This window comes from Mycobacterium sp. 1423905.2 (assembly GCF_001673155.1).
Lineage (GTDB): Bacteria > Actinomycetota > Actinomycetes > Mycobacteriales > Mycobacteriaceae > Mycobacterium.
The window spans coordinates 1-12,687 of the sequence record NZ_LZLE01000144.1 but is presented as its reverse complement, the minus strand read 5'-3'; the positions used below and the strand labels follow the sequence as shown (position 1 = coordinate 12,687).

18 protein-coding genes and 1 pseudogene are annotated in these 12,687 nt (G+C 66.5%); 8 read left to right on the top strand and 11 right to left on the bottom strand.

Annotated features, from left to right (window positions below; all coding sequences use genetic code 11):
- The coding region (locus tag A9W95_RS08090; protein WP_067410599.1) for a DUF4192 domain-containing protein at positions 1-930 on the top strand (930 nt) is incomplete at its 5' end.
- Positions 931-933: 3 nt separating this feature from the next.
- On the opposite strand, the gene A9W95_RS08085 is transcribed toward A9W95_RS08090, so the two are convergent.
- From A9W95_RS08085 to A9W95_RS08075, 3 genes are all read right to left on the bottom strand, one after another.
- Positions 934-1,626, bottom strand: coding sequence for a metal-dependent transcriptional regulator (locus tag A9W95_RS08085; RefSeq protein WP_067410594.1), 693 nt, complete (start codon positions 1,624-1,626; stop codon positions 934-936).
- Positions 1,627-1,797: 171 nt separating this feature from the next.
- Complete coding sequence (gene sigB / locus A9W95_RS08080) at positions 1,798-2,757, bottom strand: sigma-70 family RNA polymerase sigma factor SigB (protein WP_067410591.1); 960 nt, start codon at positions 2,755-2,757, stop codon at positions 1,798-1,800.
- A gap of 164 nt (positions 2,758-2,921) precedes the next feature.
- The gene (locus A9W95_RS08075) at positions 2,922-3,338 is read right to left on the bottom strand and encodes a DUF3099 domain-containing protein (protein ID WP_082982960.1); all 417 of its coding nucleotides are present in this window, start codon (positions 3,336-3,338) and stop codon (positions 2,922-2,924) included.
- Positions 3,339-3,396: 58 nt separating this feature from the next.
- Here A9W95_RS08075 and A9W95_RS08070 point away from each other — a divergent pair, with 58 nt between their 5' ends.
- A complete protein-coding gene (locus A9W95_RS08070) occupies positions 3,397-3,636 on the top strand; it encodes a DUF3039 domain-containing protein (protein WP_067410586.1) in 240 nt (79 codons plus the stop codon).
- Here A9W95_RS08070 and A9W95_RS08065 read toward each other — a convergent pair whose 3' ends face one another.
- Both A9W95_RS08065 and A9W95_RS08060 read right to left on the bottom strand, forming a co-directional pair.
- Positions 3,637-4,626 (bottom strand): YihY/virulence factor BrkB family protein, encoded by a 990-nt coding sequence (locus A9W95_RS08065; protein ID WP_067410583.1) that lies wholly within the window; start codon positions 4,624-4,626, stop codon positions 3,637-3,639. It abuts the gene before it with no gap.
- Between the two features lie 64 nt (positions 4,627-4,690).
- Entirely contained in the window at positions 4,691-4,879 is a 189-nt protein-coding gene (locus tag A9W95_RS08060; protein WP_067410580.1) for a hypothetical protein, read from the bottom strand.
- Positions 4,880-5,003: 124 nt separating this feature from the next.
- Between A9W95_RS08060 and A9W95_RS08055 the strand changes: the two genes are divergently transcribed.
- Positions 5,004-5,369 (top strand): DUF952 domain-containing protein, encoded by a 366-nt coding sequence (locus A9W95_RS08055; protein WP_067410578.1) that lies wholly within the window; start codon positions 5,004-5,006, stop codon positions 5,367-5,369.
- Here A9W95_RS08055 and A9W95_RS08050 read toward each other — a convergent pair.
- Positions 5,354-5,725: a RidA family protein gene (locus A9W95_RS08050; RefSeq protein ID WP_067410575.1), complete on the bottom strand. Its 372-nt coding sequence runs from the start codon at positions 5,723-5,725 to the stop codon at positions 5,354-5,356. The genes A9W95_RS08055 and A9W95_RS08050 overlap by 16 nt on opposite strands.
- A gap of 74 nt (positions 5,726-5,799) precedes the next feature.
- Between A9W95_RS08050 and A9W95_RS27210 the strand changes: the two genes are divergently transcribed.
- Positions 5,800-5,955 (top strand): hypothetical protein, encoded by a 156-nt coding sequence (locus A9W95_RS27210; RefSeq protein ID WP_172826582.1) that lies wholly within the window; start codon positions 5,800-5,802, stop codon positions 5,953-5,955.
- An 18-nt stretch (positions 5,956-5,973) separates the two neighbouring features.
- Here A9W95_RS27210 and A9W95_RS08045 read toward each other — a convergent pair whose 3' ends face one another.
- Together A9W95_RS08045 and ppgK are read right to left on the bottom strand one after the other, a co-directional pair.
- A complete protein-coding gene (locus A9W95_RS08045; protein WP_067410596.1) occupies positions 5,974-7,545 on the bottom strand; it encodes an RNA polymerase sigma factor in 1,572 nt (523 codons plus the stop codon).
- A gap of 176 nt (positions 7,546-7,721) precedes the next feature.
- Positions 7,722-8,531 carry a polyphosphate--glucose phosphotransferase gene (ppgK, locus tag A9W95_RS08040; RefSeq protein WP_067410572.1) on the bottom strand — a complete coding sequence of 270 codons (810 nt, stop codon included), beginning with the start codon at positions 8,529-8,531 and terminating at the stop codon, positions 7,722-7,724.
- Positions 8,532-8,627: 96 nt separating this feature from the next.
- Here ppgK and A9W95_RS08035 point away from each other — a divergent pair, with 96 nt between their 5' ends.
- Positions 8,628-9,506 carry an inositol monophosphatase family protein gene (locus A9W95_RS08035; protein WP_156746067.1) on the top strand — a complete coding sequence of 293 codons (879 nt, stop codon included), beginning with the start codon at positions 8,628-8,630 and terminating at the stop codon, positions 9,504-9,506.
- Between the two features lie 4 nt (positions 9,507-9,510).
- Here the strand turns inward: A9W95_RS08035 and cei are convergent, their stop codons facing one another.
- Positions 9,511-10,161 (bottom strand): envelope integrity protein Cei, encoded by a 651-nt coding sequence (cei, locus tag A9W95_RS08030; RefSeq protein ID WP_067410565.1) that lies wholly within the window; start codon positions 10,159-10,161, stop codon positions 9,511-9,513.
- 190 nt (positions 10,162-10,351) lie between these two features.
- Between cei and A9W95_RS08025 the strand changes: the two genes are divergently transcribed.
- On the top strand, positions 10,352-10,654 hold the full coding sequence (locus A9W95_RS08025) for a DUF4193 domain-containing protein (RefSeq protein WP_067410562.1): 303 nt from the start codon (positions 10,352-10,354) through the stop codon (positions 10,652-10,654).
- A 4-nt stretch (positions 10,655-10,658) separates the two neighbouring features.
- On the opposite strand, the gene A9W95_RS08020 is transcribed toward A9W95_RS08025, so the two are convergent.
- Positions 10,659-11,141: a DUF3093 domain-containing protein gene (locus tag A9W95_RS08020; RefSeq protein ID WP_067410559.1), complete on the bottom strand. Its 483-nt coding sequence runs from the start codon at positions 11,139-11,141 to the stop codon at positions 10,659-10,661.
- A gap of 25 nt (positions 11,142-11,166) precedes the next feature.
- Between A9W95_RS08020 and dut the strand changes: the two genes are divergently transcribed.
- On the top strand, positions 11,167-11,631 hold the full coding sequence (dut, locus tag A9W95_RS08015) for a dUTP diphosphatase (protein WP_067410556.1): 465 nt from the start codon (positions 11,167-11,169) through the stop codon (positions 11,629-11,631).
- A 41-nt stretch (positions 11,632-11,672) separates the two neighbouring features.
- Positions 11,673-12,413: a DUF3710 domain-containing protein gene (locus A9W95_RS08010; protein ID WP_067410553.1), complete on the top strand. Its 741-nt coding sequence runs from the start codon at positions 11,673-11,675 to the stop codon at positions 12,411-12,413.
- Here the strand turns inward: A9W95_RS08010 and A9W95_RS27810 are convergent.
- Positions 12,410-12,687, bottom strand: a pseudogene (locus A9W95_RS27810) (hypothetical protein); the annotation flags it as partial. The gene A9W95_RS08010 and the pseudogene A9W95_RS27810 overlap by 4 nt on opposite strands.

The following is a 12,687-nucleotide window of genomic DNA, read 5'->3' as shown; positions in this document are numbered from 1 at the left end:
GCCGTCATGCGGGCCGACCTCAGCGTTGCCCTCGGGGACCAGATTGCACACCTTGCAGAAGTGGCCGCCGCGGCGTCCCCCGAAGCGGCGATCGCGGTCATCGTCGACGCCGACGCCGCACACTGTCCGGGCTGCAACGAAGACCATCGGCAGCTCTGTGACGACCTGAGCGAGGCGCTGGCCGGGCACGACATTGTGCTGTGGGCGGCGCATGTGGTGGACCGGATCGCGGTGGGCGGGCGGTGGCACTGTGTCGACGGGTGCGGCGCCGGGGGAGTGATCGACGATCCGGGCGCATCACCGCTGGCCGCGGCCGCGGTGCTGGACGGTCGGCGGCTCTACCCGCGTCGCGCCGACCTGCAGGCCGTCATCGCGATCGACGATCCCCAACGCACCGCTCGACTGGCCGTTGCGCTGCAACGATATTCGGCGAACCGGAGGCATGCTCAGCGGGCGGACCCGGCGGGCTGTAGCCGACAGGATGTGCAAAAGGCGATCGCGGCCGCCGGCCGGGTGGCCGGCGGGCAGGCGCTGTCCGATGCTGAGGTGACCGAACTGGGTTGTGCGCTGAACGACGTGCACGTGCGCGACACACTGTACGGGCTCGCGGTAGGGGAAGACGCCGCGGCGGCCGAAGCGTTGTGGGCGGCCCTGACGCGACTGCTGCCCGAGCCGTGGCGAGTGGAGGCCTTGGTGTTGCTGGCCTTCAGCGCTTATGCCCGCGGCGACGGACCGCTGGCGGGGGTGTCACTGGATGCCGCCTTGCGCTGCGACCCGAGCCATCGGATGGCGGGGATGCTGGATACGGCGCTGCAGTCGGGGCTGCGGCCCGAGCGGATCCGGGAGCTGGCCGTCACCGGCTACCGGTTGGCCGATCAGCTGGGCGTGCGGCTTCCGCCGCGACGGATGTTCGGCCAGCGGGCTGGTTAGGCGTCAGACCTTTTCGACTTTGACCGCGTGGGCCATCTCGTGCGGGAGGGTGACGTTCTCGTGGCCGGGGATGACGATGGTCACTCCGCCGCCCGGGTTGGTCTCGACGGTGACTCGGGCGTTGGGCACCACGCCGGCGTCTTTGAGCCGCGTGATCAAGTCGATGTCGCCCTGCACGTGTTCAGTCAGCTGCCGGACCACAACCGCCACCGGTGATCCCGGCGGCAACTCGGTCAACCGGACCAGGGGAGCGTCCTCGCCGCCGGACTGCGAACCGAAGCCGAGATCGAGCAGCCCGGGAATCGGGTTGCCGAACGGGGAGGTGGTCGGGTTGTTGAGCACCTGAACCAGTCGGCGCTCCACGTCCTCGCTCATCACGTGCTCCCAGCGACATGCCTCGGCGTGCACCTCTTCCCAGGGCAAGCCGATGACGTCCACGAGAAGCCGTTCGGCGAGGCGGTGCTTGCGCATGACGGCGATAGCGAGTGCGCGACCTTTGTCGGTCAACTCCAGGTGCCGGTCACCCGCCACCCGTAACAGCCCGTCGCGTTCCATGCGCGAGACGGTCTGGCTCACGGTGGGGCCGCTCTGTTCGAGCCGTTCGGCGATCCGGGCGCGCAGCGGCGTAACGCCCTCTTCCTCGAGGTCGTAGATCGTCCGCAGATACATCTCGGTGGTATCGACCAAGTCGTTCATTCACACATCCTCCGTTGCCGCCGAGTCTACTTCGCCAGCCGCGCGAGTGGTTCGTCAAAACGCCTCACGGCAGCAGTATGCCCGCCGCTGATCGCGGCGGGCACACCGTCTCCTGCCAAGCTTGTCGAGCAAGCCGATTGTCGACGCGCGGCGGACGCGTCGGCGCTTCGCCTAGCTGGCGTAAGACCGCAGCCGATCGGCCCGCTCACCGTGGCGCAGCTTGCACATCACGTCGCGCTCGATCTGCCGCACGCGCTCGCGGGACAGCCCGAACAGCTTGCCGATCTGGTCCAGCGTGCGCGGCTGGCCGTCGTCGAGGCCGAAGCGCAACCGAATGACCTGGTGCTCACGTTCGTCCAGAGTTGCCAGCACACTGCGGATGTCGGTGTGCAGCAGTTCGGCGATGACCGCGTTCTCCGCGGACATGGCTTCGGCGTCCTCGATGAAGTCACCCAGCGGGGCCTCCTCCTCGGAGCCGACCGGCATGTCCAGGCTTACCGGGTCACGGCTGTGCTCGAGCAAGTCGTTGATCTTCTCGATCGGAATGCCCGACTCGGCGGCCAGTTCCTCATCGGTCGCCTCGCGGCCCAAGTTCTGGTGCATCTCGCGCTTGATCCGCGCCAGCTTGTTGACCTGCTCAACCAGATGAACCGGCAGCCGGATGGTGCGGCTCTGGTCGGCCATGCCACGGGTGATCGCCTGACGGATCCACCAGGTGGCGTACGTCGAGAACTTGAAACCCTTTGTGTAGTCGAACTTCTCCATCGCGCGGATCAGGCCCAAGTTGCCCTCTTGGATGAGGTCGAGCAACGGCATCCCGCGTCCGGTGTAGCGCTTGGCCAGCGAAACCACCAGCCGCAGGTTGGCTTCCAGCAGGTGACGGCGCGCCGCCTCGCCATCGCGCACGACGGCGGCCAGCTCACGTTTCCGGTTCTCGCCGAGGCGCTTCCGGGTTTCCAGCAGATGCTCGGCGTACAGGCCAGCTTCGATGCGCTTGGCCAGTTCCACTTCATCTGCAGCATTGAGCAACGCCGTCTTGCCGATGCCGTTCAGATATACGCGCACCAAATCCGCAGCGGGGCTTTGAGCGTCCAGATCGCTGTCAACCCGGCTTGTGGTGGCATTTGCCATTGCGCCCTCCCGATCGGCTTATCTTGTCAATGAGTTCAACGACGTGCCCGGGCCTAGAGTTCCCACGCATTTCCCATCTCACACGCCGTGACGTGCGGGAATGTGCCGCCGACCTGAGAATGTCCTGAGAAGTGGAGCGTGCGGCGGATTAGCCGGAACCGCGGCTAGCTATCGGCGTCGAAGACTCGCCATTCGGGTTGCGGGGCGGGCTGGCGCCGCGCTTCGAGTGCCGGGCGTTCCGCCGTCGGGAACAGCGGAGTGCGCCGCGGCATGTCGTCGAAGCGTCGAGGCTCGTCCTTGCCGCGGGGCGGGCGGTCGTTGGCGATCAACACCGCCATCCACGGCAGCGGCACCGACGCGGCCACGATGGCCAACGAAATCAGACCGTTGTGCCACGCGCCGTACGCGAGCGCCGCCGCGATGAGCGCGGGAATACGGAAGGCCATCAACGTCAGATACTTGCGCACCCGTGCCCGATGCTGAACCTCATAGGACGGGGCGGCCGCGGTGATCAACACCGGTCGACCGTCGTCGTCGAAACCCAACTCTGGGCCGCGCGTCATGCTTCCACTCTTCCACAACAATCGGATTCCGGCTTGGGCCGTGTTTGGGGCACCCCCACGATGCACAATGTGGGGTATGGAGACCCAGACGATCGAGCGCACCGATGCCGACGAACGCGTCGATGACGGGACCGGCAGCGACACTCCGAAGTACTTTCATTACGTCAAGAAAGACAAGATCGCCGAGAGCGCGGTCATGGGCACCCACGTGGTGGCCTTATGCGGCGAGGTGTTTCCGGTCACCAAGGCCGCCAAGCCCGGGTCACCGGTGTGTCCGGACTGCAAGCAGATCTACGACCAGCTCAGGAAGGGCTGATCAGGCCGGCGGTTCGACCACTGCGGCGCTAGGCGGCGGCCCCACCGGTTCCTTGGTTCCGCCAAGCCCCTGCACGCGGGCTTTCGCCCAGTTGCGCAGCCGGTGGGCATGCGTCGCCGGCGCCGGCCAAGTCTCTTGAATGGCGGCGTTGAGCTCGGCTCCGATCATGACCGAGAAGCCGCCGAAGAACGCGAACAACAAGAACGCGATCGGAGTGGACAGCGCGCCATAGGTGTAGCCGGTGCTGGTGATCCACCGCAGGTAGAACCGCAGACCCAAGGTGGCGATCAGGAAAACCACCGTGGCCAGTATGGTGCCGGGAACCAGCCGATGAGTGGGCAGCGGCACCGGCAACGACACGCGATATAGCACGGTCACGCCGACCATCAAGCCGAACACAATGGCCGGGTAATAGCCGTAATGCAGGATGTTGGCCAAGCTGTACGGGATGTGTTCGCTCACCTTGCGCGGCCCCACCACGGCCACCGGCGCCGTCGCCACGACGAACATCAGCATCACCACGTAGAGGAACAGCGCGAAGAATCGCTGCCGCACCGGGTGACGCAGCGGCGTCTGGTCGTGAGCTTCCACTATCGCGTCCACATAGGCCGAAATCGCCGACGACCCGGCCCACAACGAGATCAAGAACCCGAGGGACACTACTTCGCCGCGGGCGTTGATGGTCACCTCACGGATGGTGGGCTCGATGATCTCGTTCACCACGCTGGGCGAGAAGAGATTGTGAACCGTCGAGACGATGCTCTTCTCGATTGCCGTCAGGGTGTCCGGGCCGAAGAGTGGGGCCACGTAGGCCAAGGCGCCCAGCAACCCCAATAGCAACGGCGGTGTAGACAGCGCCGACCAAAACCCCGCTTGTGCTGACTCGGAAAAGATTGAGTCGTCCCAACTTTTGGAGAGCGTACGAAGAGTCAATCGCCAGATATGGTGGCGAGACGTCTTCGGCGTCTGCCCGGGAAGTTGGTCACTCATACGAGTCCAGCATTACCCGAAGACTACTCGCGCGGTCGACATTGACTCTGGCGAGTCCGGAGAGTTACTGGCTGCTGACCTCCAGCACGGCGGCCAGTTCGATCAGCTTGGCTTCGTGCTCATTGGCGTGGTGTTGGCAGAACAGGAGTTCGGCTCCAGAAGGCAGCTTGGCGCGCACCCGTGCGGCGGCACCGCAGCGGTCGCAGCGATCCGCACGAGTTAGCTCGGGACTGGTGGTCAGAGTTGCATTCATGGCTTCTCCGTTCTCGTTTCTTCACTCTTTCAGACGTTGGGGGTTTTCGCCTTGTTCCCCGGTTGCCGTGGGGTGTGTCGTTTCTCACCAATACCCACCGGGGGGATAAGGCAAGCTTGCTGAGATGTCCGTCACTCCGGCTGTCTTGGTTCGCCTGTGCGCGGCGCAGGATTGGTCGCACGCTCAGGCGCTGGATCGGATCGATCCCGACGATGGGGAGGAGTTCGTACACCTGTCGACGCTGGACCAAGTACACCTGCCGGCTAACCGGCTGTACCGAGGTCGTCGGGACCTGGTTCTCCTGCACGTCGATGCGTCGCTGCTTGACGCTCCGCTGCGTTGGGAACCTGGTGTGCCAACGGATCCCGAGTCAATGTTGTTCCCGCACTTGTACGGTTCGCTGCCGCTGCGGGCGGTGATGAAGACCACCGCCTACCTACCGGCCGAGGATGGAAGCTTCGCGCCGGCCGAAGGTCAAGAACCGACGTAGGCGTCCACTTCGATCTCCACCAGGAGGTGCGGCGCGATCAGGGCGGCGACTTCCACCATGGTGGCCACCGGTCGAATGGCGCCGAAGACCTGCTCGTGCACCTCGCCGACCTCGCGCCAACTGGCGATATCGGTCACATAAATCCGGGTGCGCACCACGTCGGCCAGTGTCGCGTCGACTTCGGTCAGTGCAGACTCGATGCGGCGCAACGCATCTCGTGTCTGGGTGGCGACGTCGCCGCCGCTGCCGGTGGTCCCGGCCACCGCCACGTGCGGCCCGACGCGCACTGCGCGCGAATAGCCGACGGCCGCTTCGAACTCCGATCCCGACGAGACCCGCGTGCGTCTTGCTGACATGGGTTGACCGTACGGTCCCCATACAGATCGACGCGATCGGTTTCCCGGCGGCCGATTCGGGAGATCCTCCTGCGATGGACGACAACACCTCGAAGCCTGAAGACGCCACCAAACCGACCGACGAGCAACGCGAGATGCAAGAAGAACTGGATCACCAAAACCAGGACGACCCGAACGCTCCCGGTCTGCACCAGTCGCGCCACGACCTCGCCGACGAGTCACGCAGGTAACGCGGTCGGCGTCAGGCCCTAGTCCAGGTAGTCGCGCAGCACCTGCGAACGGCTGGGGTGGCGCAGCTTGGACATGGTCTTGGACTCGATCTGGCGGATGCGCTCACGCGTCACGCCGTAGACCTGACCGATTTCGTCGAGGGTGCGCGGCTGACCGTCGGTGAGCCCGAAGCGCAGCCGTACTACGCCGGCTTCCCGCTCGGAGAGCGTGTCCAGCACCGACTGCAGCTGGTCTTGCAGCAGCGTGAACGACACCGCGTCGACGGCCACCACCGCTTCGCTGTCCTCGATGAAGTCACCGAGTTGGCTGTCGCCTTCGTCGCCGATGGTCTGGTCCAGAGAGATCGGCTCCCGGGCGTACTGCTGGATCTCCAGCACTTTCTCGGGCGTGATGTCCATTTCCTTGGCGAGCTCTTCGGGCGTGGGCTCGCGGCCCAGGTCCTGCAGCAGCTCGCGCTGAATGCGGCCCAGCTTGTTGATCACCTCGACCATGTGCACCGGGATACGGATGGTGCGGGCCTGGTCGGCCATCGCGCGGGTGATCGCCTGGCGGATCCACCACGTCGCGTACGTGGAGAACTTGTAGCCCTTGGTGTAGTCGAACTTCTCCACCGCGCGGATCAGACCCAGGTTGCCTTCCTGGATCAAGTCGAGGAAGGCCATGCCACGGCCGGTGTAGCGCTTGGCCAGCGAGACGACCAGACGCAGGTTGGCTTCCAGCAGATGGTTTTTGGCGCGGTCGCCGTCGCGACAGATCCACATCATGTCGCGGCGCTGCGCGGCCGGCAGCTTCTCGCCGCGTTCGTTGAGCTCCGACATCAGCTGGGTCGCGTACAGTCCAGCCTCGATGCGCTTGGCCAGCTCCACCTCTTCTTCGGCGTTGAGCAGGGCCACCTTGCCGATCTGCTTGAGGTAGGCGCGAACCGAGTCGGCCGACGCGGTGAGCTCGGCGTCCTTGCGGGCTTGCCGCAAGGCCTCGGATTCGTCCTCGTCCCAGACGAAGTCGCCGGAGGCTTTGTCCTTCTCGCTGGGCTCGGCGATGTCCTCGTCGTCCTCGACGGGTGCGGCGGCGGCGACGGTGGTCGTCACGGCAACGGCTTCTTCGCCGTCCTCCGCGTCGGCCACTTCCAGGTCGGCGTCGTCGGCGTCGTCGGCGTCCTCGGCTTCGGTCTCGACCTCTTCTTCTAGATCGTCGAGGCTGAGGTCGGCGGCGTCGATGTCAAGATCTTCACCGGGCTCGACGTCCAGATCGGCTTCGTTCTCGAAGTCCTCGCCGGCCTCGACGCTGACGTCGACGTCGGCGCCGTCGTCGGCGGCGTCCTTGGCTTTCGCGGGGCCGCGGCCCGAGGGTGCCTTTGCGGCTTTGGCTGTGGTGCGCGTCTTCTTAGCGATGTCGCTGTCCTGTGGTCCTGTCTTGGCGGCCCGAGCCGCTGACTTGGTTGCCCGCTTCGCCGGGGCGGAGCCGTTGGCCGCTTTGGCGGCCGTTCGTTTGGCGCCGGCCTTGGTCGGTGAGGCGGACGATGACGGGGACTTGGTGGCGGTGCGTTTGACCGGCTCTTCGGTCGCCGGGCTTGCCTTGGTCACTGCCACATACACCCCTTTAGTCGTACTCACTTCCGGTGGGTCTGGGCGTGCTTGACCGAAAGTGTCTGCTATGTCGAATGTCGGCGTTGATATCGGCGTGTGTACTCGCTCGCTATCGGTTGGGCGGTCGCCGACGTCCATTGTAACTTCACTGCGCGCTTGAACTGGTCGAGCGGGGAAATTCAGTGCGTTACGTCCTCGGCTGATGCCATCGCCGCGCCGACGATTCCGGCGGCGTTCTGCAGGGTCGCGGCCACTACCGGAGTGCGGTTTTCCAGCAGCGGAATCCACTTGTCCGCCTTACGGCTGATGCCACCGCCGGCGATGAACAGATCCGGCCAGATTGCGTTCTCGATGGCGACCAGCACCTCGGTGACCTCTTTGACCCACCTCTTGTACGTCCAGTCGTTGCGTTCTTTGACCGACGATGCGGCGCGGTGCTCGGCCTCCTTCCCGCCCACCTCAAGATGCCCGAATTCGGTGTTGGGAATCAGCTTTCCGTTATGGATGACCGCTGATCCGATGCCGGTTCCGAAGGTCAGCAGGACTACCAGGCCCGACTGGTTGGCGCCCGCGCCGTAGCGCTCCTCGGCCAGTCCGGCGGCGTCGGCGTCGTTGAGGATGGTGACGTCCTGACCGTTCAGCTCGGCGCTGATGATGTCGCGGGCGTTGGTGCCGATCCATGATTTGTCGACGTTGGCCGCGGTCTGCACGACGCCGTGGGTGACCACGCCGGGGTAGGTGACCCCTAGTGGGCCGGTCCAGTCGAATGCTCTGACGACCTCGGCGATGGTTTTGGCCACCGCCGTAGGAGTGGCGGGCTGTGGGGTCGCCAGTTTGAACCGGTCGCCGACCAGCTGCCCGGTGTCGAGGTCGACGATGCCGCCCTTGATGCCGCTGCCGCCGACGTCGACGCCGAATGCGCGACGTGCCGGCGTCGCGTCGGGTGCCGGGCCAGACGAGCGGTCACTCCCGGGGTCCGTGCTGGTCATCGCAGCTCCTCGACGAGATTTCGGTGTGCGCCCACCTTAGCCAGTCGGGAACCCGCGCCGCGACGACGCGCGGAGGCGGTGTGATGCGATAGGGCGGTGAGCTCATCCCCACCACCCGACCGGGAGCCGGCGCAGTTGCGTGCGGTGGCCGAGACGCTGGCTGCAGAGGCGGCCGCGTTCGTGCGGCGGCGCCGCCCCGAGGTGTTCGGAGCCCAACCGGCCGGCTCGGACAGCGGCGCCGTGCAGACCAAGACGACGCCGACCGATCCGGTGACGGTAGTCGACACCGACACCGAGCGGTTGTTGCGTGACCGGTTGGCTCAACTGCGGCCGGGTGACCCCATCCTCGGGGAAGAAGGCGGCGGCCCGGCCGACGACGCAGCCCCGGGTGGCGACGCGGTCACCTGGGTGCTCGATCCCATCGACGGCACGGTGAACTTCGTCTACGGCATCCCGGCCTACGCGGTGTCGATCGGCGCGCAGATCGGCGGGTTGTCGGTGGCCGGCGCGGTCGCCGACGTCGAGGGCGGCCGGGTCTACTCGGCGGCCCGCGGCCTGGGTGCGCACGTCACCGGCGAACACGGCAGCCAGCCGCTGCGCTGCAGCACCGCCACCGATCTGGCAACGGCGTTGGTGGGCACCGGTTTTGCCTACTCGCCGCAACGGCGGACCGTGCAAGCCGCGCTGCTGGCCCGGATGCTGCCGGTGGTGCGGGATGTGCGCCGCATCGGGTCGGCTGCGCTGGACCTGTGCATGGTGGCTGCCGGCCGGCTCGATGCCTACTACGAACACGGGTTGCAGGTCTGGGATAGCGCGGCAGGCGCGTTGATCGCGGCCGAGGCCGGCGCCCGGGTGGTGCTGCCGTCGCCCGACGTGCCAGGTGCGGGGATCGTGGTGGCCGCCGCCCCGGGTGTTGCCGACGAGTTGTTGGCGGCCCTCGAGCGATTCGACGGTTTAGAGCCGATTGCTGATTGAGGGGTCAGCAGCTGTTGGCGTGGATCTTGGACAGCAGGGTGGGATCCGACGGCTCGGTGGCGCCCGGACGCAGGGTGGCCAGCACGGCGTCGATGTCGTCGTTGTGCGCCAGCGAGGTGAAGTCGGTGCCCAGCGCCAGGTCGACGGAGTCGTCGGCGCGCCCGTCGTGGAAGAGCTCGGTGCACGGCGCCACCAGCCATACCGCTGCGGCGGTGGCCTGTCCGGCGGTGCCGAAACGGATCTGGCCCTGACAGGTCAGGCGAGTGCCGGCGTACACGGGGTCGTTGGCGGCGGTCGGCTGGGCGAAACCGAGATCCTGCAGCGCGCCGGCGATGTCGGAGGCTTGACCGCCGCGACCGCTGGCGTTGAGCACGCGCACCTTGGTGTCGGTGAGTTTGGCCGGTGCCACGTCGGACATCTCGCTGCGCGAGACGGGGTCGCCCAGCTTGGTCGGTGTTGCTTCGGCGGCTTGCGGTGGCGGGTTACAGGCCGCAGCCTCGCGCACATCCACCGGCCGGGTCAGCGCCACGGTCCACACCACGCCGGTCACCACGATCAGGAACACCACGACGACGATGGCCGGTCGGGGGTTGCGGCGCCGGAACGGCCGGCCGTGCTTGTCGAAGGCGGTACCTTCGGTGATGAGTGCGACCACAGATGCACTGTAGTCGCACGCGAAGTGGCCTTTTAGGGCCGGTTTGCGGCCGAAGACAACGGTTAATGCTTCACTGTGATGTAAAACACAGTTCATCCCCTCGCGATACGGGCACGAATCGTTTGGTGGATGCGTTCGACGCTGGTACAACACCTTGCTTGGGATACGAGGCATGTGAGGGGACGGAACAATGCCTACCGACTATGACGCTCCACGGCGGACCGAGACCGACGATGTCTCCGAAGACTCGCTGGAAGAGCTCAAAGCGCGACGGAACGAGGCCGCGTCGTCCGTGGTCGACGTCGACGAGTCCGAGACCGCGGAGAACTTCGAGCTGCCCGGCGCCGACTTGTCTGGCGAGGAGTTGTCGGTACGCGTCATTCCGAAGCAGGCCGACGAATTCACTTGCTCCAGCTGCTTTTTGGTGCAGCATCGCAGTCGTTTGGCCAGTGAGAAGAACGGCGAAATGATCTGTACCGACTGCGCAGCCTGATCGGTCAGCTGCGTAATGCCGACAGCACCCGCTCGGGGTGACGGCAACTCACCAGCCAGTACGGCGTCGGGTCGTCGGGATCGTCGAGGACCAGCAACACCATGGGCCCGATCCAGGGGCGGTGCAGGACAAACGCCGCCGGATCGAGTTGGCGGCCCAGCGCGGCCGACTTGGCGGTGCGCGGTACCTCGGCGGAGCGGCTGATGACACTGACCGGCAGATGCGCTTCGGCGGCCCACAGTTCGACGTCGGCGTCGCCGGAGCCGGCGGTGACGCGGATTTCTTGGCGGCCCAGCCACAGCAGCGTGGCCGCCGCGACGGTGCCCAGCAGTACGTACGGCAGCCAGTCGGGAAGGGAGCGCACACCGAGGTTGATCTCGAACGAGATCAACGCGGCGAGCGCAAAGCCGAGCGGCCACCACCACCAGGGCACCCACAGGCGTTCGCGATATCGCACGCTGTGCGGTGCGACGCGCGTACCGGACACTCGGTCAAGGGTAGTCTGTGCCCCCGTGTCGACCAGTCTGGCCGTTGTCCGTCTCGATCCCGAACTCCCGCTGCCCAGCCGCGCTCACGAGGGCGACGCCGGGGTCGATTTGTTCAGTGCCGAAGACGTCGAGCTGGCACCCGGACACCGCGCGCTGGTTGGGACCGGCGTTGCGGTCGCCATCCCGTTGGGCATGGTCGGCCTGGTGCACCCGCGCTCGGGACTGGCGTCGCGGGTCGGCCTCTCGATCGTCAACAGTCCGGGCACCATCGACGCCGGTTACCGGGGTGAGATCAAAGTGGCGCTGATCAACCTGGACCCGAGCTTGCCGATCATCGTGCACCGCGGTGACCGGATCGCTCAGTTGTTGGTCCAGCGCGTGGAATTGGTTGATTTGGTCGAAGTTTCGTCGTTCGACGAGGCAGGGTTGGCCGGAACTTCCCGTGGCGAGGGTGGTCACGGGTCCTCCGGCGGACACGCGAGTTTGTGACCGTCGGGGCAGGGTCGAAGCGATGAAGAGGAGCGGCGCTCGTGGTGGGTTTCGGTAAACGCAAAGACGATGACATCAGCACTGCGGTCGAGAACACGGCGGCTGACGTCGAGGCACCCGTGACGCCGGACGCCAACGAGGAAGTCATCGGTCCGTTCGACATCGAGGACTTCGACGACCCGGCCGACGCCGAGATCGCCCGTCTGGACTTGGGTTCGGTGCTGATTCCGATGCCGTCGGCGGGCCAGGTTCAGGTCGAGTTGACCGAGACCGGAGTGCCCAGTGCCGTGTGGGTGGTGACGCCCAACGGTCGCTTCACCATCGCGGCTTACGCGGCGCCCAAGACGGCCGGCTTATGGCGCGAGGTGGCCGGCGAGCTGGCCGACTCCCTGCGCAAAGACGGAGCGAAGGTCTCGATCAAGGACGGCCAGTGGGGTCGCGAGGTGGTCGGCACCGCCACCGGCGCGGTGCGCTTCATCGGCGTCGACGGGTACCGCTGGATGATTCGTTGTGTGGTCAACGGGCCCCACGAAACCATCGACGCGCTGACCGATGAAGCTCGGGAAGCGTTGGCGGACACTGTGGTTCGCCGCGGCGACACTCCGCTGCCGGTGCGCACGCCGCTGCCGGTGCAGCTGCCCGAACCGATGGTGGAGCAGCTGCGCCAGGCCGCGGCCGCTCAGCAGGCCGAGCCTGAACAGGAACCCGACGAGCCGGCCGCGCGGCGTAGCGCCCAAGGTTCGGCCATGCAGCAGTTGCGTAGCAGTACCACCGGCGGCTAGATCTCATCCAGCGCGGCCAGGCACGCCGCCCCCAGCGCGGCCGGGTCCGCGCCGATCTCGTCGAGAGTGACCTCACGCATCGCGGCCCGCGGCGCCGCTGTGGCCCAGTCGCGCCCAGCAGCGCACAGTTGGCGGGTCTGAGCGTGCCGTTGGCGGTGGCCGCCGCCACGGACGACCCGATTCACCCGGTGCAGGTGGGGCGCGACTGGGCCACAGCGGCGCCGCGGGCCGCGATGCGTGAGGTCACTCTCGACGAGATCGGCGCGGACCCGGC

Coding starts and splice junctions, on each gene's coding strand:
- A9W95_RS08060 (WP_067410580.1), bottom strand. CDS start 4,879: ATGAATGCAACTCTGACCACCAGTCCCGAGCTAACTCGTGCGGATCGC.
- ppgK (WP_067410572.1), bottom strand. CDS start 8,531: ATGACCAGCACGGACCCCGGGAGTGACCGCTCGTCTGGCCCGGCACCC.
- A9W95_RS08065 (WP_067410583.1), bottom strand. CDS start 4,626: ATGAGTGACCAACTTCCCGGGCAGACGCCGAAGACGTCTCGCCACCAT.
- sigB (WP_067410591.1), bottom strand. CDS start 2,757: ATGGCAAATGCCACCACAAGCCGGGTTGACAGCGATCTGGACGCTCAA.
- A9W95_RS08070 (WP_067410586.1), top strand. CDS start 3,397: ATGGAGACCCAGACGATCGAGCGCACCGATGCCGACGAACGCGTCGAT.
- A9W95_RS08025 (WP_067410562.1), top strand. CDS start 10,352: ATGCCTACCGACTATGACGCTCCACGGCGGACCGAGACCGACGATGTC.
- A9W95_RS08085 (WP_067410594.1), bottom strand. CDS start 1,626: ATGAACGACTTGGTCGATACCACCGAGATGTATCTGCGGACGATCTAC.
- A9W95_RS08055 (WP_067410578.1), top strand. CDS start 5,004: ATGTCCGTCACTCCGGCTGTCTTGGTTCGCCTGTGCGCGGCGCAGGAT.
- A9W95_RS08050 (WP_067410575.1), bottom strand. CDS start 5,725: ATGTCAGCAAGACGCACGCGGGTCTCGTCGGGATCGGAGTTCGAAGCG.
- A9W95_RS27210 (WP_172826582.1), top strand. CDS start 5,800: ATGGACGACAACACCTCGAAGCCTGAAGACGCCACCAAACCGACCGAC.